The following is a 23,107-nucleotide window of genomic DNA, read 5'->3' on the forward strand; positions in this document are numbered from 1 at the left end:
GATGGGAATTTTTTCACCGTCACCTCATGTGTGTGCCGAAATAACGATTTCTGTCACCGGCCCGACTAGCGATAACAGCTTTCTATATAATTCATCGCGGCCTGAATTGAAGCCACCGCGCGCAAGTCTTCATGCACGCCCAGCCAGACATCAACCTCCAGCGGTGCCGAAAGCTCTACCCGGCACAGACGAGAGTTCGCACCTACCGCAAAACTTGGAAGCAAGGCAATACCCACACCGGTTTCCGCGGCGCGAATTTGCAGTTCTACTGTTTTGGCTTCCAGCACGAAGGGGCGTTCACCGACAATATTCCTAAGCCAACCGTTCTGACTGTCGCTCATCAGTTCATTGTCGTAGGCAATAAACTCATAGTGCTCCGGGTGCCGCTCCTCCAGATAAAAATGTGAGCAATAAAATGAAAATGAGGCGGTCCCGATACGTCGTGCGACGATGCCACTTTCAATCGGCCTGGAAAACCGTATGCACAAGTCAGACTGGCAACTGGATAACGACGAATACTGATGATCCCCCAACAAGCGCAGCACAATGCCAGGGTGCATGGCACGAAACGCCCCCAGTTGCGGCACCAGCTTCTCGACCGCCACCGACGGTGGTGCGCTGATGGTCACTTCCACACTTGGCACCACCTGAGCCGCGATGGCGAGGCGGCCAACCGCCTGAGTCTGCGCCTCGATCTGGCGCCCGATAACCGCCAGACGCTGTCCTTCATCGGTCAGTTCATAAAGCCGCTTGCGCCGATCAACAAGCTTTACATTAAGGGACTTTTCCAATGAAGCGATACGGCGCGAGACGGTCGCATGTTCCACACCCAGCACCCTCGCAGCGCCACTCAGCGACCTGATAGTGGAAAACATCACGAAGTACCGCAAGTCCTCCCAATCAAAACAGACCCTGGGCTTTTTAAACAGATTATTAACGTCAAGGGAAGCCGATCCATCCGATGGAGTCATTGTCATTAACGCTATATCCTTATACGATTTATGCGAATAGGCGTATTGTAATGTTTCATCACTGAGTGTTAGCAGACGTATACAAGGATAATGCTGACAACTTCCTCGGGCCCGAAGAACGGGCTCGTGCCGTTCGGTAGTCTAGGCGAAGTGCAAGCCGGGATTGCGGAGCGGGGTTCGGATGATTTGAGACGGGGGTGTCCGGAGTGAAGGCTTCGCTAGGGTGACTGTAGTGGTCAACTGATCCCGGACACGAAGTTAGGTTTTTTCTCGGCCTGAGCTGGGGCCAGTCCGTTGTTGAATTGGTGCGGTCTAATCCAGCTGTACCGTAAGCGCTCCACAAACCCCACCAGCTTCATGATGGGCGGTGCGCTTAGCCAGGTGATACCGGCGAGCAGTTCCACAGTAGCAGCGCTTCGTAGTCTTCAACTGATGAGGCCGCCGGCAGGCGTTCCAGTGCGTGGCGCAGCCACGCATAAGGCTCTTGGCCGTTGGCTTTGGCAGTCTCGACCAGGCTATACAGTTGAGCACTGGCCGTCGCGCCCTTGGGCGTGTCGCTAAACAGCCAGTTCTTTCATCTTCGCAAGCATCTGCTTGAGTAATTCAGGATCATCAGGAAGGTTGTCGGGCACGAAATTCATGCCCGGGATTATACCGAATCAGGCCATGAATCGCGGCGTCAAAACCTGATGGGGACGGTTACGCCAAAGGTCAAAGCCGTCGAGCATCCAATTGAGCTGCTGGACAGTCAGGACAATTGCTTCGTCGGTCACATCGGGCAATGTTTTGAAGCGCTCAGACTCCAGGCGCTTGAGCCAAAGGCAGAAGCCGTTGCGCTCCTAGTACAAGATCTTCACGCGGTTGCGTGGCTCGTTGAGGAAGACGAAAAGCACGGGGTCGAACACCGCGACCTTGATGTCCAACTCGACCAAGGCTGCCAGACCGTCGATGAATTTTCGGAAGTCGACGGGCTTGGGGTACAGATACACTTTTTCGACTTTTGCATCGGGACGCATCATGGTTGGCGGGCTCCAGAAAGAAATCGGGAGCACAGCATCCGGGATCAAGCAGCGGCTTTGAATGTGGGGTTCATGGAGCGCTTACATCCCATCAACATGTAAGTCCGCAGTACGGTGAATACTCAGTTTTAGCAAGGTATGACTCAATATCTACTTCTCGCTGAGTCGGTTTAAGGGTCCAACCTCTGAAGGTTTTGTTGTGAGATCTTTTGCACCAACTAATCAACCATGCTTCTCAGAAAACCAATACCAAACTCATCACGGATCACATACAAGCTTTCATACTGAAAAGAAAGAACAAATTTAAAATCCGTTTCTATCGACAGCTTCGTAAGGAAAGACTTAATATCCTCAGAACTCTCCAGCAAATATTTTATAGGACAATGAAACGCTCCACTCATACCTGCTTCCCAATCAACATTAACCCCTTCAGCAGCAACGTCCTCAGGACTACTAAAGCAACGAAATACAAAATAAACACCTGAATATTTAAAGTTACCTGTTAGATAACCATTTTCAATTGCGTGCTCAGCCCCCATCACTGAGAGTACTGAAGCAATTTCTTTAAAAGAAATTCCAACTTCAATCTCAAGATTCATTGTAATTGTCACTTCACAGCCCCTATCACCCTAAACTCCCCGCCCTTCATCAAATAAAGCTTTTTCAAGCCTTCGACAGGATTCGAGCGCAGTGCGCTTTCTATCTGCTCAAAGATCAATGGAGAGTCAGCCAAATTCACAACAATATTGCTAGTCTGAGTCTCAACTTTACCGCTTATTGTTTTCAGCACTGAAATTGGGCTATTGGTGATTGGCGAGAAAAATCAGCTAGTTCACCATTAATCCGCAAATCAGGGTTGGCTCCTTTTTTCCCAGAATTTGCCAACTGCTCAACATCATATCCAGCTTGAGCAAGTCCCTTCGAAGCTTCATTTTGACGCTCAATTGATCGAATCATGTCCGGACTTGCATTTTTTGGTGGCAGCTCAGGCTCTCCCTTCAAAGAACCTATCTTTGCCAATCCACTGGTTCCAGCCTCAGCGTCTGTTATAGCACTCGTCGGATTCAGATTACTCGCTGGCCCTCCTTTGCACCGACGGCAAAATAACAGCCATGCTAATTAACTTACTAAGCTATCCACTCTACCTCAAAATCAGCTAGCTGAGCCTGAAGCCCTGTCTCATCCTCGAACCAGTAGTCAAACCCTTCACATCACTTTTCTTCAAGTAAAGATAATACCCGCCAGTGTCGCCATCACGGTCGTCCACAACAATAACTTCCCAGCCAGAATATTCGCCAGTGACAACAATACCCTTCCGAGCGATAGACATATCCCTATCCTAGTCCGCACAGGGAACATGATTATTAGAAATATATTTTCCAGTCACAGTGTCTTTAACACCGAAATGTAAATGCGGAACTCCCGGAGCGTGTGCTCCTGATATAGATCCTGAGTCGATACGGAACTCCTTGGTGCCGCCAGCGCTGTGAAACGCCCCAGAGCCTGGCTTACCGATTTCCCCGTACTCGGGACCGAGATATTTTTGCCCTGCCGATAGAGTCTCATCGGTTGTGAGCGTCATAGAGCTCGTGAATTTTTTATTACCAGATAGAGTTATCATTGATAAGATAACTTGGTCTACACGCTGCCCGGGACCTGCTTCCAGGTGAATCTGTTTTTCAGCATTAACAAAGGTTTTCCAGTTTTCAGTAGGACCAGTTAGTGGGGTGCGTGGACATGGTCACACTGGCCTGCATCGAAAGATGCTTGCGGGCTGACTTTTCAGACAAACCCTAGATAATCACTTCACCTTGGGCGGACGTTGATTTGGGATGCCATTCATTAATCCACTCTCGATAAAACCCGATTGAGTCACATTGACTACCGAACCAAAAACAGACGGAAATCCAGCATGATTCATTTAGCCTCTTCATCCATAAGTAATTTATATCTTTTAAAAACCCCAACCTCCACATCCTCACCATCAATTAATCGCTCATAAAAACGGCGATCGCCTGCCCATTCCTCGAACACTAGAGACGCCACCTGCGCCCCATTGAAATCAGTGAAAAAACTCAGCCGCCAATAAACAGATAGTTTATTTTCGCTTACAAAAAATAACAGGCTCTCGCCAACTACACCTGATGCGTAATCATCAAACTTAAGACAATTGATAAAAAGTAACTATCGGCCCATAATCCTGGTCTGTAATTGAAATGTCTACAGAAAATTTTCTTTCTGGAAACTTATCTTTTAGGACAAGCCTCCAAGACAGTGCAAGCACGTTTGCCAATTGTTCAAATATACGATCATCGATATCACCTGAGCATGAATCGAACACATCGTATAAATGAGTGTGATTTAACATTTTCTCTGTTGCTTGAAGATCACCATTAAAGTGCTTCAACCAAGAAACAAAAATATCAGCATCATATTTCCCTTCTAAGAAAACCCCCTCTTGAACAACAACAAAATCAGGAAATAGAAGTTTGCATGACAATAATAAATCCTCAGGATTGCATACATTGCTTATGTATGAGAATTCGTCAATCTTATCTTTATCAACCCACCCATCCTTCCAGGCCTCATATCGCGCCAACCCAACGAAAGGAGAAAGTGTATTAAATTTTATCATGGTATCTCATCCAAGTTGGCGGGACGTGGTGCGGATTTAGTCGAAGGCGATTGAACTCTAACAGTTCCATCGGGCAATGTATTTCTTCCGTATTCTATTACATGTGGAGTAGGCACATTTGCATGGGCTGCGCCAGTTACACCTACTCGTTTAACGATCAACCCCTCTGAATCATATACGGCATAGCTTGTGATATTACCTTGATTATCTGCCCTGTAGACAGTTCCGTTGGATGGCCCGCCATCGTTTTTGAAGCGCCCGCTCACCTGAGTCGCATGCTCAAGTGGCCCACCTGCAAGATCCTTTGCGTTACGAGGTCCGGAGGGTGATTCCGCAGCTTTTCCAGCACCGCCTTTCGCCTCACCACCACCTTTAACAACATCCGCTCCAACACCCCTATCAGTCCCGGTATAGTTCTTCCAGTCCGGGTGATAAGGATCAGCCTTCATCTCGGCTGAGATAGTCCTAGACTTGGCTACAGATTTACCGCTTACTAGCATACCAGTCAAGATGCCCGCTGTAAGCACTCCGCCACCGATCAGGTAGGCACCGGTGTTGTCATCCTTGTTAATCTTCTCGCCTTCCATGGCATTGGCAACCTGCTCTCCCAGGACCTCACCGTACTCAGCCAGCCTTTGTCCAATATTCTGACCCAAAGGCGTCTCGGAAACCGCGTTGAAAACCGCTAGTTGCACCAGACCTTTCGGTCCCTGAGCCATTGCCACCAACACACTCACAGCCTCCTGCTGATCTGGATGCTCCTGGATGTATTGGTTGATCGAAGCCATCGATCGTAGCGTTTCTTGAGCAGCAGTAAGCTTTTCTGCATTGCTCGCATTGACAGGAGTGGCAGGTAACTCAATTGATCCTGAGCTGTTAGCCTTGTTGTCCGTCTGAAGCGTCTGATCAAGAACTTCGACCGATGTCAGGTCGATCCCGGCCAGACGCGCAATTTCGGCCACGACCGTTTCCTGAAACGCAGGGTCGGCCATTGTCTTCATCGCCTGACTGCGCGTCATCCCACCCTGAAGCAACGAGTCCAAGGTGTTTTCAGCAAAATCAGCCCCCATCAGACTGGCAGCACTCGCATCCATCTTGCGGCCCAGAGTGCTCTCGATCTTGTTGACAGCACGGGTCAGACCACGGGAAGCCTCTTCATAGTTTTGCCTGGCAGTTTCGTTGTAAGTCAGGAGTTGGTTTGCCCACTGAGTAGCAGTGACTACCGGCTGGCTGGCTGCCTCCAACGAACTCTTGGTCACATACACATCAGTCCGATGCTCATCATCACGCGTGATCTCGTATGCCTTGTCGACATCACGATTCAAGCCTGCCGTCGAGTCCTTGACACCCGTATCGCTGCGCACCACTACATCGCCTGCGCCGACGGTGCCTCGAACGATCTGCTCGCGGTCTGTGTTGTAGTTCCAGCCCTCGACGCTCCAGCCGTTTTTCTGATTGTCGCCCTTGCCTACCTGACTTGAATCCTGCGTAGTGCTGCTGCCAGTGCCGTACGAGCCACCAACGTTCAGGTAGTAACCGTGCTCTTTATCCTTGCCTGCAATGTCGCTGTAGCCCAGCGTGTTGGTGTCCAGCTTGAGGTTGCCGCTGTCGGAGGCAATCAACGCGCCGTCGAGCTGGGTGTGGTTCTCGGTGCGGATGTCGACCTTGTCTTTGGCCGTGATGCGGGTCTGTTCCTCGATCCAGTTCTTGGAGCCGTTGGTCTGGCCGTACCCGACCGAGCCACTGACGCTGCCGCCAAAACCGACCACTACGGTCGCGCTGAGGTCGAATTCCTTACCTTGTGCCTTGCCGGTATCCGGCAGGGAGGTGACGTTGAGGTCGCGGCCTACGCGTCCGACCACGTCGTTGCCGCGCAGTGTGGCACCGGCAATGTTGGTGTCCTGACCGCTGGTGAAACCAAGGTGATTACCGGCGTACAGGTACGCTTCCTGCTGTTGTTTGCCTTCGCGTTCCAGGTCGCCTTTGCCGATATTGACGCTGGCGTAAACACCGATGCCTCCCGGACCGATGGCGATACCGGCTTCCCCGCCGCCATTTTTACGAGTGTTCTCGGTGGAGCTGTCGTTCTGGGCTGCCTTGATGTTGAGGGTGTTGCCGGCATTCAGATTGATGTTTCGCTCTGCCTGAGCCTGCGTGCCAATCAGGTTGAGGTCATTGCTGGCCTTGAGGTTGACGTCACGGCCTGCTTGCAGCACGGTTACGGTAGAGGACCCTTGGCTCTGATCAGCATTCGCAACACCACCGCTGCCGCCCACGCCGAGTTTGAACCCGCCACTGCTGCTGCCATGAATGCCACTCCAGCTTTTCTGCTCGCTGGTTTCCTGGCTGTAGCTGCCTTTGGCGGCATCAAGCGTAACGTCCCGGCCTTTGATGTTGATATCGCGGCCTGCCTGCAATTGGCCACCACTGATTTGAACATCGTTGCTCGCAGAGATGTTCAGGTTGTTGCCTGCGTCCAGCGTCGAGGCGCGGTTGGTCGTTTCGACCACTTGCTGGCTGGTGCCCTGCTTGCTGTTACCAAACTTGCCATCGCCCGTCGGGCCGGACAGGAACTGCGAGGTACTGTCTACTGCCTTGAGTGTGCTCGATCCCTTGCTCGTGGCGTCCTCGCCCTTGCCTGCGCCGCTGATGGCGTCCTTGGTGCTGCCATAGTTGTGATCGATGCTCGCACTCAGACCATTACGCGAGTTTTCGCGCTGTTGCTCGACCGTCTGAGATTCACGCGCAGCATCAATCTTGATGTTGCGCCCTGCAGTCAGATTGATGTCATTGAGCGCCTGCAGGTCAGAACCTATCTGATTGATGTCGCGCTCGGCATTGACTGCAAGATCTTCGCCTGCGCGTACCTGGCTGGCGGCAGCGCTGTGTTGCTCAAGGCGGTTCTTCTCCTTGCTGCGATCAACGCCTGCAAAGAAGGTCACGCCATTGGCGTTAGAGGACACGCCGATACCCGACTGCCTGTTCTTCTCCCAGTCCTGATTGGACTGGGTGCTCTGTGCGGCCAGAATGTTGACATCCTGACCCGCGTTCAAACTGACGTTCGCGCCTGCGTTGACGCTGCTACCGACAATGTTGATGTCGCGCTCGGTCTGCAGGCTTACATCGCCTGCAGCATTGATCTGGCTCCCTACGCTGGTGCTGCTCTGCGCTTGGCCGCCAGCTTCTCTAGCTGACGAGATGGACAGAAATCCGCCAGAAGCTGAAAGACCGGTTTTATTCTTGTACTCATCGCTCTGGCTAGAGGCTTCGTCGTTGGCAGAGAGCAGATTGATGTCGCCGGTTTTATCCACCAGCCCGGCTCTGAGGTCCACATCATTGCCTGCATCAATGTTGCTGGCGCGCAGCGTGATGTCCTTGCCTGAGGCCACTACCACGTCGTTGCCGGCACTCATTTCACTGGCGACTTGAGTAGAGCTGGTCTTCAGCTCGCTTTTTCCGCTTTTGGACAGGCCAAAAGCGCCGGATTTACTTTTCTTGCTATAAGCACCCTGCTCATCGACACCCGAAAGCACAGTGATGTCATTGGTGGCACCGAGAATCAGGTCATTGCCTGCCGACAGCTGGCTGCCAATAACACTGACATCATGCCCACCGTTGATGCTGACGCTGCCGTCAGCAGCTTTGGTGGTATTGATGGTGAGGTCTTGCCCTGCATTGATTACCGACGCAACGTTGGTGCTGTCGTAGCTTTCCTGCTGTTTGCTGCTACTGCGTCCGAAAGAACCTTTGCTCTTTTTGGCATAGAAGTACGAGCTTTCGTCCTGAGCTGATGCAATGGTCAAATCTTGCGCAGCATCAAGCGCAATGTTGCTGCCTGCATTGATGCGGCTGGCGATAATGTCGAGATTCTGCCCAGCCTGCAAAGCCACACTGCCGCCCGCTTTCAGCTCCGCAGACACCTGGCTGACGTGATCTTCCTGTTCGGTTACCTTCTTGCTTTTGCCGTAGGAATGCTCCTCGTCAGCCGCCGAGGACAGGGTCAGGTTTTCCGTCGCGGCCATGGCGATGTCGCGCTTGGCGTCGATGCTGCTGGCGATGACGTTGATGTCGCGGCCTGCCTGGGCCGTCAGGTCGCGGCCGGCGCTGACCGTAGAGCTCAGTTGCGTGATGCTCGAGTTACTGGAGTTCGCACCGCGTGTCTGGCCGTCCTCGGCTTGCGCCGAGTCGATAGCGACGTCACGGCCCGCTGAGATGCTCAAATCACGTCCGGCCTGCAACACGCTGCCGGTGTTTTTCACGTCCCGCCCCGCTTGCAGGCTCATGTCATTGGCCGCTTCGATACGTGCCGCACTGTCAGCGAAGTCTTGACGCCAGGTCGCGTCGCCTGAGGCGCTTTGATGGCTGGTCACCGTGCGCTCGTTGATGACGTCGCCGCGCAGCGCGGTCAGTGTCACGTCACGACCACTGATGATGCCGCCCGCCTTGTTGATCAGGTCGTTACCTGCCAGCAAGTCCAGACGGTTGCCAGCTTCTATCAGGCCGGAGTTGACCAAGTCATTTCCAGCGGCAGCCGACAGGTTGTTGGCCGCTCGCAAGGTGCCCACGTTGTCCAGGTTCTGGCCAGCAATCAGCGAGACATCGTTACCCGCAATCAACGCTCCGGTCGGGCCAAGGCGATTGTCGGCCTGAGCCAGGTACAGCACTGGCACCAGCACTTTTTCGCCATTCACTTCGTGCTCTTCGAGCCAGACGATGTCGTGGGTCAGTGCTGCGACTTGCTGTGAACTCAGCGAGACGCCCACAGCCAGGTTCAACTGCTGTTTGCTGGCGATGGCGTTGTTCATCAGGTACTTGAACTGGGCCTCGTTGGAGGTCTGGCCGTCGATGAACGCCTGGCCGGTTCGGGCCACGACGGCCTGCTGCACAAGGCGCTGCTCATACAAACCATCGCCCAGACGCTTGGCGCTGACTTCCGGGTCGTAACCCAGACCTGCGAGCAGGTAATCCGAACTCATGAATTGCTTGAGCTCGGTGAGGACCGGGTTGGTTTCGATCAGGTATTTCTGCGGTTTGGAGATGAAACTGCTGCTTGGCAGCCCTTCTACCCTGGTAATCGTTTGCGCTGCCGCCGAAACGGCTGGCGTAATAGCGCTGGCCTGCGCGACTGTAGCGGGCTGAGTGCTGGCGGTTGAAGCAGGCGTGGTTGTGACAGGGTTTAGAACAGCAGCAGTGACAGGACTGACCAGAGCAGCCACAGAGCTGCGAACTGGTGCAATGACCGTTCCGCCTTGGGCACTTACAACCACTTGGGTGACTGCAGCAGTCGCGCCCGACTGGGCACCGGTCGTAGCCTGATTGAAAACGCTGACCAAGCTACCTTGCGTACCATTTACAACCTGGCCGGCTTTGTTGACTTGAATGCCCTGCACCAGTCCAGCGTTTTCAGCGGCCGAGTTACCGGAAGAGATTGCGGTGATAGCCGGAACACCCGATGTCGAGCCTGTGCTCTGGACAGGCAGCAACGCACCGCTGCCCTGATTGCCCGTCGCAATGCCGGTGACGCTGTCGACGCTGGTGACACCTGCGGCATCAGAGTTATGGCCTGGCAGCACTAGCCCACCAATAGGTGCGGCACCTGGAGCGCTGGTATCAAAAGCAGTTGCATTGGCGCTAACGCCTGCGCTTTGCCGTGTGACCGAAGCGAGCTGGCGGGTGGCGTTGGCTATCTGGCCAACCGAGCCGATCTGGATGGTGCTTGCCTGCGCATCAGAAACGGTTTGCTCGCGCTGCGCGACGGAGACCGCCGCGCTGCCCATTGTCCAGCTTTGCGGCAGGCCGACAGGTTGAGCGACAGTGGCTGCGGTGCCGGTCTGGCCACTCAGGCGGAACAGGCCGTTCTGGCCGGTCGGCAGGCTGAAGCCTGGCAGGCTTAAAGGATTGACTTGCTGCTGGGCCAGGTCTGGTGGCAATTGCTGATTGACGGTAATACGGGTGGAGAATTGGCTGCCCGGAGCATTGGTGTCAGTGCGCGAACCGCCGCTCACGTAGCTGTAGCCAGCGCGTACGACATTGTTGCCGATGTTGTTACTTGCGTTGACGTTGACCGCACCGCCGGCCTGGATAACGGCGGCATAGCTCTGATCGCCATTGGACAACTGGGTAACCTTGCGGAACTCAGGCATTTCGGTTTCGGTAGTGGCGATGAATTTAGCCATCGCCGCCTCAAGGCCGCCAATGTTGTTGGCGTCATAACCGCTGCTGGTAAACCAGTACTGCTCAGTGAAGTCGCGAGCGGCATTGGTCCAGGAACCGGCATTGCTGGTACGAGCGCTGCGGAACGAACGCATTGTTTCGGTATCGCTGGCCTCTACGCCGGTGTTGTTCAGATTGTTCAGCGTAGCGGTGAGGTTGCCGCTGGTGACGATGGTGCTGCTCTGGTTGAACAGATCGCCGCCGTTTATGTTCAGATTACCGCCAGCGATAATGCCGGACGCTGCACTGGCAGCGGTCACTTCCAGTTTTTCACGCTGGGTGATGTCCCAGGTATGAGTTGCCTTGCCGCTGCAGTCGTTGTTGTAGAATTCCCGGTTGCACGCACCCTCTACAATCATGGCGGTGTAGATACCGCCGTTGCTGGTAGTCAAAATCGCTCGGATGTTCTGTATCGTGCTCGCCGCCAGGCTCATGCTGCCGTCGCTTTGAATCGACGCCGAACTGTTGACGATGCTGTCGGCCAGAGCGCCTTGCCCGTTACGGTCAACCGAAAGATTGCCCAGACTGTAGATATTGGCATAACTGTTGTTCAGCGAACCGACCCGCAGGCTCATGTTGTTGCCGCTGAAGACCAGCCCGCGATCATTGACCAGCGAGCCGGTGGTCACAGTCAGCGCTTGACCGCTGCCCAGCGTGCCCTGGTTGTTGATGCTCCCCGCATTGACGGTAAGGTTGGTCGCCGAGGTCAGGCGACCTATATTGCTCAACTGCCCCGCCACCGAAACCGAAGTGTCACCACCGCCAGCGATAGTCGAAGCGGCGTTAAGGTTCACTTGCGCAGCACTCAGCCCGAGCGTTCCGAGACTGCTGAGACGTCCATTGCCGCCGTATGTACCGCCAAGGTTGAAACTTAGCGAGCCGTCACTGGCGATCAGTCCATCGTTATTCCAATTTCCACCGTTACCGACAAGGCTGGTCGATGCTAGCAACTGGCCGCTAGCGGTTTGGCTGAGGTTATTGACGTTGACGGTGAGGCGCCCGGCCTGAATCACGCTGCTGTTAGTCCAGCTATCGGCACTCAGTGTCAATCCACCACGAGTGACAATGCTGCCGCCAGCATTGGTCAGGTTGGCTGTAGAAATATCAAACGTGCCATTACCCGTATGCAACAGCGACCCGCCACCATTCAGAAACCCACCAGCATTGAGAATCAGGTCGCTGTTGGCGCTCTCCAGCGTACCGTTGCGGTTGTCGAACAGGTTGCCGATTTGAAAGTTTGTCGCACCGCCACCGCCCAGCGCACGCAGTTGCCCGGTCTGGTTGTCCAGACTGGCAGCCGTGATGGCCAGGGTACTGTCACTTTCGATGATGCCCAGACGGTTGTTCAGTGCGCCGCTCAGGTTCAGTTCGACCTGGCCGCCCGCAATCTGGCCGTCGTTGTCGCCGCTGTTGTCGAAGTTGACACCGGTGACCCGCACCAGACCTTTGGCGTACAGCCCGCCGTTGCGGTTGTCGAAGCCGGGGGTAGTGATCAGCGCTTCACCAGCGCGCGCCGAGACTCGTCCGCCGTAGTTGTCGAAGCCGCCCAGCGCTGTCAGGTTGAGGCGCTGTGCCTGGATGACACCGCCCTGGCGATTGGTGTCGTAGCCGTTTTTCAGGACGCCGATTACATTCGCTGTAAACGCCCCTTGCAGGCTGGAAAGCACGCCGCCCTGGCTGTAGAGGTTGGCAGCGCTCAGGTTCAGGTCACCGCTCTGTGCGATGATCCGGCCGTTCTGGTTGTCGACGGTGCTGGCGGCATCAACGCGAAGAGCACCGACGCTCTGTACCGTGCCGCGCACGTTGGACAGGCTGGCTGCCTGTACTCGCGCATCGGCGTTCTGGCTGTAGATCAGGCCATCGGCGTCGTTGAGGACGCTGCCGCTTGCGACGACTGCCAGTGTATTGTTGGCCGCGACGGTGCCGCGGTTACGGTTGTCCAGTTGCCCCGATGTGTTGAGGGTCATCAGGCTCTGACTGATCAGTTGCACGGCCTGGTTGTTGATCGCGGCACTACGCCGCAAAAGCAAGGTGCCACCACTGGCCAGCTTGCCGCTGGTGTTGGTCAGGCTTTCCAGCAGGTCCAGGGTCATTGCGCCCCTGCTGCTCAGGTTGCCGGCGCTGTTGTCGAGGCTGCTGCCTTCAAAGCTCAAATCCTGCTGAGCCGTCAGGTTGCCGGCCGCGTTGCTCAGGGCATTGGCTTTGACGACCAGCCCTGCGCCGCTGTCGATCAGACCGCTCTGGCTATTGTTCAGCAGGCCCGCTACGTTCAGGGTCTGGCCCGTGCCGCTGGACAGGATGCCGCCGCGGTTGTCGAGGCTGTCAGCGCTTACGTTCATGGCGTTCTGGCTGACCAGCGCGCCATTGCCGCCGTTGAGCAGCTCGCCGGTCAGGTTCGCCACAAGGTTGCCACTGCGGCTGGACAATGTGCCGCTGTTGCGGTTGTCGAGACGGTTACCGGCGACGTTCAGGCCCTGCCAGCCGGAAATCAGGCCATTCTGATTGAGCAAACCGGTAGCGCTGACCGTCAGCACATTACTGCTGATCAGTTTACCGCTGGTGTTATCGAGCGTGCGGCCGCTTAGGGTAAAGCTCTGTGCACTGGAGACTTCGCCAGACTGGTTGTTCAGGTCACGCAGGCGGCTGAGGCTCAGCGAACCATCAGCGGTAATCAAGCCACTACGGTTGTCGAGGTCGTTGCCCGCCATGTCGATGGACAGCCCGGCATCACTCATCAGGCGTCCGCCATTGAGCGACAGGGCGTTGAGAACCAGGGTCATGTCGCGTGCTGCCGACACTTCGCCGCCGTTGCCGGCATCCAGGCTGCCCGCCGTCAGGTTCAGGGTGCCGGCGCTGTTGATCAGCCCTTTTGCCGTGTTGTTGATCGATGCTGCGTCGAGGATCAGGCTGGTGCCGCCCAGCACCTGACCGTTCTGGTTGTCGAGGCTGGCCGCGCCCACCTTGAGCGCCTGGGTTGCATTGATCAGGCCGTTGTCACGGTTGGTCAGCAGCCCGGTGACCGTCAGGCCCAGGTTGTTGCGGCTGGTCAGTGTACCGCTCGTGTTATCGAGGGTGTTGACGACAACGTCGACGCCAGCGGCGGCGATCATGCCTTTTACGTTGTTCAGTGCTCGGGCGATGCGCAGGGTCAGCACCTGATTGCTGAGCAATTTGCCGCCGTTGTTATTGAGTTGTTGAGCGTTGACAGTGAACGCCTGGGCGCTGGAGATTTCGCCGTTCTGGTTCAGAACTTCATTGACGTTGTTCAGCACCAGTGCGCCTGGCGCGTTGATCAAACCGCCCTGATTGTCCAGCTGGCCATTGTTCAGGTCCAGGCTCAAGGACGTATTGCTGAACAACCTGCCGCCCTGCTGACTGAGACGGCTGACGCTGGCGGTCAGTGCCTGGCTGCTGCCGATGCTGCCACCGCTGCTGTTGTTCAATTGCGCGCTGGTCAGTTCCAGTCGATCGCTGCTACTAACGCGACCGTTCTGGCTGTTGTCGAAATCACCGGTTCTCAGGGTCAGCAAACCTTTACCGCTGATGTTGCCGAGCTGACGGTTATCGAGGCTGGCGCTTTTGAGGTCGAGCGCACCATCGGTCACCAGCTTGCCGCCCTGATTGCCGATTGCACCGGCGCTGTCGAGGGTCAGTGTTCCAGCACTGGAAACACTGCCTGCGGTGTTGGTCAGGCTGCCGGCCTTCACTGTCAGGATGTCTTCACCGCTGATCAGGCCCTGGCTGTTATCGAGCGCTGCCGACAGGTCGATACCCAGCGCCTTGAGGGCGCTCAGTGCGCCGCCGGTGTTGTCCAGCGTGCTGCCGATCAGCGTCAGGCCCGCCTGGCTGGAAAGCAAACCGTTAGTACGGTTAGTGGTCTGTGCGATGTTCAGATTCAGCGCTTTCTGCGCCAGAACCCGCCCTTTATCACTGTTGTTCAGTTGCTGGCTGGTCAGGGTCATCATGTCCTGGCTGGACAGTTCACCGCCGCGGTTGTCGATGCTGGTGACACTGATAGCAAGGGCTTTGGTCGCGCCGATGAAACCGTTCTGACGGTTATCCAGCGCCTCGCCGCGCAAGGTCAATGTGCCCTGGGCAAGCATCTGGCCGTTCTGCTGTTGAAGGTTGCCGATCCGCGCGTCTAGGTTTTGCTTGCTCGCCAGTTGCCCGAGGCTATTGTCTGCCGTTGCAGCGCTCAGATTCACATTGCCGTCGCCAATCAGCGTGCCCTTGGCGTTGGTCAGGGCGGTGTTTACCGTTACGTCCAGGTCTGCGCGGCTGCTGATCATGCCTTCGGTGTTATCCAGGCTGTCGCTGTTGATGCTCAGCGCAGCGCCGGAAATATTACCTTTGAGGTTGCTCAGGGCTTTGTTCACCACCAGCGTCAGGGCCTGACTGCTGAGCAGTTTGCCACCGCTGTTATCGAGGCTGCCGGCGTTCAGGCTGAACGCCTGTGCGCTGGAGATTTCGCCGTTCTGGTTGGCGACGCCGTCAAGGTTCTTCAGCAGCAATACGCCAGGAGCGTTGATCAAACCGCCCTGATTATTCAACTGGCCTTTGTTGAGGTCCAGGCTCAGCGACGTGTTGCTGAACAATTCGCCAGCTTGCTGATCGAGGCGGGTGACGCTGGCGGTCAAAGCCAGCGCACTGGCAATGCGCCCGGCGTTCTGGTTGATGACCTTGCCTGCGGTCAATTGCAGCGTGTCGCTGCTGGTCAGGCGACCACCCTGACTGTTGTCAAACGTACCGGTGGTGACCTGCGTAGCGCCCTTGCCAGACAGTTTGCCGGCCTGGCTGTTGTCCAGACTTGCGCTGCTCAGCGTCAGCGCCGCATCAGTCGTAATGGCACCCGCCTGGTTGCTCAACGCGCCAGTGGTGGTGACTTTCAAGGCATCAGCACTGGACAGGCTGCCGGCAGCGTTTTGCAGGGACGCCGCGCTGACGGTCATGGCCGACTCACTGCTGAGCAGGCCGCCGCTGTTATCGAGTTCATCGGACAGACTGATGTTCAGGTCCTGCTGGCTGGCCAGCGTACCGCCTGCGTTCTCCAGCCGCGTACCGTCGAGACGCAGGGTGTTACCAAACAGCAAGCCCTTGTTGAGGTTGATCACCCGCGTCACGGTCAGGCCCAGCGCTGTACCTGCCAGGACTTTGCCGCCATCACTGTTGTCGAGCGTTTTGGCGATAATGTCCACGCCGATCTGGCTGGACAGTTCACCGGCCTTGTTGTCGATGTCATCCACATCGATTTTCAGCGCTTTTGTGGAACCCACCAGGCCACCCGACCGGTTGTCGAGGGTTTTGCCGGTCAGGGTCAGCGTGCCCTGCGCAACCAGCTCGCCGCCCTGTTGGGTCAGACTGGCGACGTTGGCAACCATGTCAGCCTGACTGGCGATACGACCGTTGCCGTTGAGAACGCTGTCGACCTGCAACTGCATCAGGCCAGCGGCGTTGAGCAGACCGTTCTGGTTGTCCAGACGCGTGCCAACCAGCTCAAGGCCCGCGTTACTGTTGATCAGACCTTTTGAGGCAGTGCTCAAGCCGGTCTGGCTATTGTCGAGTGCATCGACGAACAGTTGCAGGCCTTTCTCGGCGCGAATCGCACCGCCGCGGTTGTCCAGGCTGGCACTGCGTATCATCAACAGGTTCTGCGCGGTGACACGGCCGCCACGGTTATCCAGCGCCTGGCTGGTCAGGTTCATCGGGCCTTTGGCTTGCAGGCTGCCACTGGCGCGATTGTCCAGTGCGCCGGTCAGCGTGAGGTCCAGTTGACCATCCGTGACCAGTGCACCGGCTTGCCGGTTGTCCAGACTCGCCGCACTAATGTTGGCACCCTTCCCTGCGCCCAATGTCCCTGCCTGATTGTCGATGGCATCGGTAATCGCCAGCTTCAGAAACCGGTCGGCCATGACCTGGCCGTTGGCATTGCCCAGGCTCAGCGCGTTGAGGGTGGTGTTACCGGCGCTGGTCAGCTCGCCGTTCTGGTTCGAAAGTTTGTCGGCGATAGTCAGCAGCAGATCAGCATCGCTACTCACGCTGCCACTGTCGTTGTTCAGCTCGCCAGCAGCCAGATCGATTCCCTTGGCGGAAACCAGGCCACGCAGGTTGGTCAACAGCTGGTCGACACGCACGACCAGCGCTTTATCGCCAAGCACCGAACCGCCGGTGTTGTCCAGCGAAGCTGCGGCCAGAGTAAAACCGTTGGCGCTGGAGATTTCGCCATTGCGGTTGCTGACTGCATTAAGATTTTTCAGCAGCAACTGACCCGGTGCGGTAATCAGACCGCTGTCGTTGTTCAGCGCGCCGTTGCTCAAATCGAGACTGACATCGCTGTTGCTGTACAGTCGGCCGTCGTTGGTCTGATTCAGGCCGGTGACCACGGCGGTAAGCGCCATGGCGCTGGCGATACGACCGGCATCACTGTTGTTCACCAGCGTTGCATCGAGCTGGAGGGTTGCGGTACTGGTTAGGCGACCGCCTTGCTGGTTGTCAAAGGTGCCTGTGACGAGTTTTACCCCCTTGCCGGCAATACGACCGTTCTGACTGTTGTCGAGACTGCCACTGGTGAGCACCAGCTTTGAATCGCCGAGAATCTGCCCGCCACGGTTCACAACCGGGCCATCGACCGTCAGGGACGAGGCGCCGGCGCTGGTGACGCTACCGGCAGTATTGACCAGAGAAGCGGTACTCAGCGCCAGCGTGCCACCACTGCGCAATGTCCCTTGATCGTTGTTGAGGACGCCCGTGACTTTCAGACCCAGACTGTTTTTGGCGTAGATGCTGCCGCTGCCGGTGTTGATCAGTTGCCCGACGTTCAACTGCACACTCTGCTGTCCGGAGACGGCACCTGCGCTCTGGTTGTCCAGGCTGTCGGCGTTGAGCAGCAACGCACCATTGGCCAGTAAACGGCCCTTGCCACTGTTATCGAACTGGCCGACGGTTGCGGTCAGCTCTCCAAGGCTGGAGAGTTCCGCGTTGCGGTTGTCCAGCGTCGCAGCATTCAGTTGGATACCTTTAGCGGAAATCAGACCGCGAAGGTTGGTCAGCAACTGGTCGATGCGTACGATCAAGGCTTTGTCGCTGATGACCGAACCATCGGTGTTATCCAGCGAAGTGGCCACCAGCGAGAAACCGTTGGCACTGGAAATTTCGCCGTCCTGGTTGTTGACCGCAGCAAGGTTTTTCAGCAGCAACTGCCCCGGCGCATTGATCAAACCGCCTTGGTTGGTCAGCACGCCGTTACTCAGGTCCAGTCTGACATCGCTGTTGCTGTACAGTTTGCCATCGTTGGTCTGATTCAGGCCGGTGACCACTGCGGTCAGGGTCATGGCGCTGGCGATACGACCGGCTTCACTGTTGTTGACCAGCCCGGCGTTCAGCTGGAGTGCGCTGGTACTGGTCAGGCGGCCGTCTTGATGGTTGTCGAAAGCGCCAGTGGTGAGCGCCACACCATTGCCGGCAATGCGACCGCTCTGGCTGTTATCGAGACTGCCGCTGGAAAGCGTCAGGCGGGCATCGCTGATGATCTGCCCGCCTTGGTTGACGACCGCTGCATCGGCTTTCAGCGTGGCAACACCGGCACTGGTGACCCGACCGCCAGTGTTGGCAAGGGAAGCCGCGTTCAACTCAAGCGCGCCATCGCTGCGCAGCACGCCCTGATTGTTGTTCAACGCGCCGGTCAGCGTCAGTCCCAGCCTGCTTTTCGCGTAAACACTGCCAGCGCCCGTATTGCTCAACTGGCCCAGGTTCAGCTGTACGTCCTGCTGCCCGGAAACCACGCCGTTCTGGTTGTTCAGCGTGCTGGCTGTCAGCAGCAGTGCGCCGTTGGCCATCAGGCGGCCTTTGCTGCTGTTATCGAACTCGCCGAGGTTGGCACTCAGGGTACCAAGGCTGGACAGCTCGGCATTACGGTTGTCCAGCGTTGCAGCGTTCAGATTGACGCCATTGGCGGAAATCTTGCCGCGCAGATTGGTCAGCATCTGATTGATACGTACTACAAGGGCCTTGTCGCCAAGCAGTGAACCCTCGGTGTTGTCCAGCGAAGTGGCCGCCAGTGTGAAGTCGTTGGTACTGGAAATCTCACCTCGCTGGTTGTTGACGACGTTCAGGTTTTTCAGCAGTAACTGGCCCGGCGCGTTGATCAGGCCGCCCTGGTTGTTCAGTACGCCATTGCTCAGGTCCAGGCTGACATCGCTGTTGCTGTAAAGACGCCCGTCGTTGGACTGGTCGAGGCCGGTGACCACGGCGGTCAGGGCCATGGCGCTGGCAATACGACCGGCATCGCTGTTGTTGACCAGCCCGGCATTCAGCTGGAGTGAACCGGTACTGGTGAGGCGGCCGTCCTTATGGTTATCGAACGCCCCGGTAGTGAGTACCAGACCATTGCTGGCGATTCGCCCGCTCTGGCTGTTGTCGAGGCTGGCGCTGTCGAGCGTCAGTTGTGCATCGCCGAGTATTTGCCCGCTCTGGTTGACGACGCCGTCCTTGATACTGATCGACGCAACCCCGGCGCTGCTGACAGTGCCCGCGCTGTTGGCCAGCGAGGCAGCACTTGCAATCAGCGAACCGTCGCTGCGCAGTACGCCCTGATCATTGTTCAATGCCCCGCTAAGGGTCAGACCAAGACCGTCTTTGGCATAGACGCTGCCGCCGGTGGTATTGGTCAGCTGCCCAAGGTTCAGTTGCACGCCCTGCTGCCCGGAAACGATCCCGTTCAGGTTATTCAAGCCATCCGCAGTTAGCAGCAGCGCGCCATTGGCCAGCAGGCGGCCTTTTTCGCGGTTGTCGAACTGGCCGATGCTGGCCGTGAGGCCGCCAAGGCTGGACAGTTCGCCAAGACGGTTGTCCAGCGTTGCGGCGCTTGCGTTGACGCCATTGGCGGAAATCTGCCCGCGCAGGTTGTTCAGCAACTGATTGATGCGCACGATCAGCGCTTTGTCACTGATTAGCGAGCCGTCGGTGTTGTCCAGCGACGTGGCTGCCAGCGTGAAACCGTTGGCGCTGGAGATTTTGCCGCGCTGGTTGTCGACAACGTTCAGGTTTTTCAGCAGCAACTGACCGGGAGCGGTTATTTGCCCGCTCTGGTTGTTCAGCAGACCATTGCTCATGTCCAGGCTGACATCGCCGTTGCTATACAGACGCCCGTCGTTGGTCTGATTGAGGCCAGTCACCACGGCGGTCAATGCCATGGCGCTGGCAATACGCCCGGCGGCGCTGTTGTCGACCTGCCAGGCCGTCAGGCGCATGGCCCCGGTGCTGGACAGATTGCCGCTTTGTTGGTTATTGAACGCGCCGGTATTCAGTACAACACCGTTACCGGCGATACGACCGCTGCGGCTGTTGTCCAGGCTGCCACTGTTGAGGGTCAGTTGCGCATCACTGACGATCTGCCCGCCCTGGTTGACGACCGCACCGTTGACATTGAGCACGCCTGTTCCGGCGCTGGTCACGCTGCCATTGGTATTGGCCAGACCGGCTGCGTTAAGGTCCATAGCGCCATCACTGCGCACCACGCCCTGATCATTCACCAGCACGCCGCCCAGCGTCACGGTCAAGGCATCTTTGGCATAAAGGCTGCCATTGCCCGAGTTGTTCAGTTGCCCCAGATTCAATTGCACGCCCTGTTGCCCGGAAACGACCCCGTTCAGGTTATTCAAGCCGTCCGCAGTCAACAGCAGCGCACCGTTGGCCAGCAATCGGCCTTTCTCACGGTTGTCGAACTGGCCAACGTTGGCAGTCAGCGTGCCGAGACTGGAAGTTTCGCCACTGCGGTTGTTCAGTGAGCTGGCTGTCAGATCAAGACCGGTCGCAGAAACCAGACCGCGCAGGTTGGTCAGCAATTGGTTGATACGCACGACGAGCGCCTTGTCGCTGAGTATCGACCCATCGGTGTTGTCCAGCGACGTGGCTGCCAGCGTGAAGCCATTGGCGGTGGAGATCTTGCCGCTCCGGTTGTTGACTGCATTGAGATTTTTCAGCAGCAACTGACCCGGCGCATTGATCAAACCACTCTGGTTGTTCAGCAGACCATTGTTCATGTCCAGGCTGACATCGCTGTTGCTGTACAGACGCCCGTCGTTGGTCTGATTGAGGCCAGTCACTACGGCGGTCAATGCCATGGCGCTGGCGATACGACCGGCTTCACTGTTGTTGACCTGCCCGGCAGTCAGTTGGAGTGCGCCGGTGCTGGTCAGGCGGCCATCCAGATGGTTGTCGAAGGCACCCGTGGTGAGCATCAGGCCATCACCGGCTATTCGCCCGCTCTGACTGTTATCAAGGCTGGCGCTGCTCAGCGTCAGGCCAACGTCGCTGAGGATCTGCCCGCCCCGGTTGACCACCGCACCGCTCGCGCTGACTGACGCCGTGCCGCCGCTGGTCACGCTGCCGGCGATGTTGCTCAGAGACGCCGCACGTACATCCAGTGTGCCATCGCTGCGTAGCACGCCCTGGTCATTGTTCAACGCGCCATCAAGGGCCAGATTCAGATTGTTTTTGCCGTAAACGCTGCCGTTGCCGGTATTGGTCAGTTGCCCCGGATTCAATTGCACGCCCTGCTGCCCTGCCACCGAGCCGCTCTGGTTATTCAAGTGGTCGGACGTGAGCTGCAACGCGCCGTTGGCCAGCAGGCGGCCTTTTTCGCTGTTGTTGAACTGCCCCACCGTCGAGGTCAGGCTGCCAAGACTGGAGATTTCCGCGCTGCGGTTGTCCACGCCTGCCGCGTTGAGCAGCAGATCGCCATTGGCGCTGACAAGCCCCAGCTGGTTGAGCAACTGCCCGGAAATGCGGGCGGATAAACCACTGCTGCTGGACAGTTTGCCTTGCTGGCTGTTGTCCAGAGACCCGGCGGTGATGGTCAGGTTGCCGTCACTGCTGATCAGCCCACTCTGGCTGTTGAGTAACTGAGAAGCGTTGATATCGACAGTGCCAGCCTGGCTCAGAATTCGGCCGGACTGACGATTGTCGACCGAGCCCGCCACGATGCGTGTGCCGGACTGCCCGTTCAAGGTGGCACCCTGGTTGTTCAGGGTCTGGGTAATGGTGGCCTGCAAGGCGCGACTGGCGGTGATGCTGCCGCTGTTGTTCAGCCCGTTGGCAGACAGCGTTACATCGCCTGAACCGTTGCGGCTGTTGTCTGCATTGACGCCAGCCTCAATCACCGCCGAGTTGTAGAGTTGCCCGCCTGCGGAAAGGCTCAGCGCATCGCGTGCGGCGACGTTCTGCCGAGTGATGAGATCACCTGCCGCGGTCATGCCCAAAGAGGACCCTGCATAGACAGGCCCGTTAACCTCGGCACTGTTGGCCTTGACCACCACGGCACCGCTGGCAGCGGTTTGCGTCACGCTCAAATGACCGTTGGCATCGATCTGGATATCACCGCCACTGGCCGCCATATTTCCGGCAAGCCTGACCCCGACGCCTGCCTCGGTGCCCACCAGGCGGATTGCACCCGCATACATCCCGCCCAGCGCCGAGCTGTCGACGGCCAGTTCCGGTTTGGCACTGCCGTCGTCAGGCAGTGCGGTGGGATTGAGGGTCTGCGCGTCGACATCGTTGCGACCGGCAATGATGTTGAGGCGCTTGGCGTGCAGCTCGGCATTAATCTTCGCGCTGCGCGTGATGATGTCGAACTGGTCAACGTTTTCCGCGTTCAGCCCCACACCGTCGATGGATATGCTGCCGCCCTGCACATTGAAACGCTGCAACTGCCCACTGGCATCCAGCACCGGTTTGCCGGTGGTCAGTGTGACCTGCGGGGTATTGATGAAACCGCAGCCGTTGCAACTGATGCCGTACGGGTTGGCGACGATGACCCGCGCCGCTTGCCCGGCCACTTCCGTATAGCCCTTGAGCTGACTGGCGTTGGCTCCGACCACTTCGTTGAGGATAGTGCTGGCCGCCGTACCGCGCAGGTTGGCGTTGCCGACGATGATCCCGCCCAGTTGGGTGCTCTGGGTCTGGTTGGTGGAGTTGTTGAGGATAACGCCCTGGCTGTCGACGTTGAACTGCTGATACTGATTGTGTGACAGGCCGCTGGCATTGGGCGCGGCGATGTTGACGATAGGCACGCCATTGCCGGCCTGGTTCAGGCTGGTATTCGTGCCACTGACCACGATGCCTTCGGCTTGAACCAGCAATGGCTGCCAGAACAGGGCATTGGCCAGGACCAGCGCGAGGCCACGCTTTGGCATTCCCCAAAAGGACGGACGCTCGATCAGTGCAGCGGAGGGCTGACGTGCAAGCAGGGCCAGTTGGTGGACGTCCATGTAGGT

5 protein-coding genes and 2 pseudogenes are annotated in these 23,107 nt (G+C 57.1%); all 7 read right to left on the minus strand.

The window, feature by feature from the left end; genetic code table 11:
• Window positions 1-65 precede the first annotated feature (65 nt).
• The gene (locus ALO80_RS04895; RefSeq protein WP_083493141.1) at window positions 66-977 is read right to left on the minus strand and encodes a LysR family transcriptional regulator; all 912 of its coding nucleotides are present in this window, start codon (window positions 975-977) and stop codon (window positions 66-68) included.
• 367 nt (window positions 978-1,344) lie between these two features.
• Window positions 1,345-1,545, minus strand: a pseudogene (locus ALO80_RS29020) (transposase domain-containing protein); the annotation flags it as partial.
• An 85-nt stretch (window positions 1,546-1,630) separates the two neighbouring features.
• A pseudogene (gene tnpB / locus ALO80_RS31895) lies at window positions 1,631-1,990 on the minus strand (IS66 family insertion sequence element accessory protein TnpB).
• A gap of 218 nt (window positions 1,991-2,208) precedes the next feature.
• Window positions 2,209-2,589 carry a hypothetical protein gene (locus ALO80_RS04905; RefSeq protein WP_055008152.1) on the minus strand — a complete coding sequence of 127 codons (381 nt, stop codon included), beginning with the start codon at window positions 2,587-2,589 and terminating at the stop codon, window positions 2,209-2,211.
• Between the two features lie 184 nt (window positions 2,590-2,773).
• Window positions 2,774-3,010, minus strand: a complete 237-nt coding sequence (locus ALO80_RS30470) for a hypothetical protein (RefSeq protein ID WP_144434202.1) — start codon at window positions 3,008-3,010, stop codon at window positions 2,774-2,776.
• A gap of 1,141 nt (window positions 3,011-4,151) precedes the next feature.
• On the minus strand, window positions 4,152-4,625 hold the full coding sequence (locus ALO80_RS04915; protein WP_162839038.1) for a hypothetical protein: 474 nt from the start codon (window positions 4,623-4,625) through the stop codon (window positions 4,152-4,154).
• Window positions 4,622-23,101 carry a hemagglutinin repeat-containing protein gene (locus ALO80_RS04920; RefSeq protein ID WP_083493144.1) on the minus strand — a complete coding sequence of 6,160 codons (18,480 nt, stop codon included), beginning with the start codon at window positions 23,099-23,101 and terminating at the stop codon, window positions 4,622-4,624. Before ALO80_RS04920 ends, ALO80_RS04915 begins: the two co-directional genes overlap by 4 nt.
• Between the last annotated feature and the right edge of the window lie 6 nt (window positions 23,102-23,107).

It is taken from the genome of Pseudomonas caricapapayae (assembly GCF_001400735.1).
Lineage (GTDB): Bacteria > Pseudomonadota > Gammaproteobacteria > Pseudomonadales > Pseudomonadaceae > Aquipseudomonas > Aquipseudomonas caricapapayae.

Coding starts and splice junctions, on each gene's coding strand:
- ALO80_RS04895 (WP_083493141.1), bottom strand. CDS start 977: ATGACAATGACTCCATCGGATGGATCGGCTTCCCTTGACGTTAATAAT.
- ALO80_RS04905 (WP_055008152.1), bottom strand. CDS start 2,589: ATGAATCTTGAGATTGAAGTTGGAATTTCTTTTAAAGAAATTGCTTCA.
- ALO80_RS04915 (WP_162839038.1), bottom strand. CDS start 4,625: ATGATAAAATTTAATACACTTTCTCCTTTCGTTGGGTTGGCGCGATAT.
- ALO80_RS04920 (WP_083493144.1), bottom strand. CDS start 23,101: ATGGACGTCCACCAACTGGCCCTGCTTGCACGTCAGCCCTCCGCTGCA.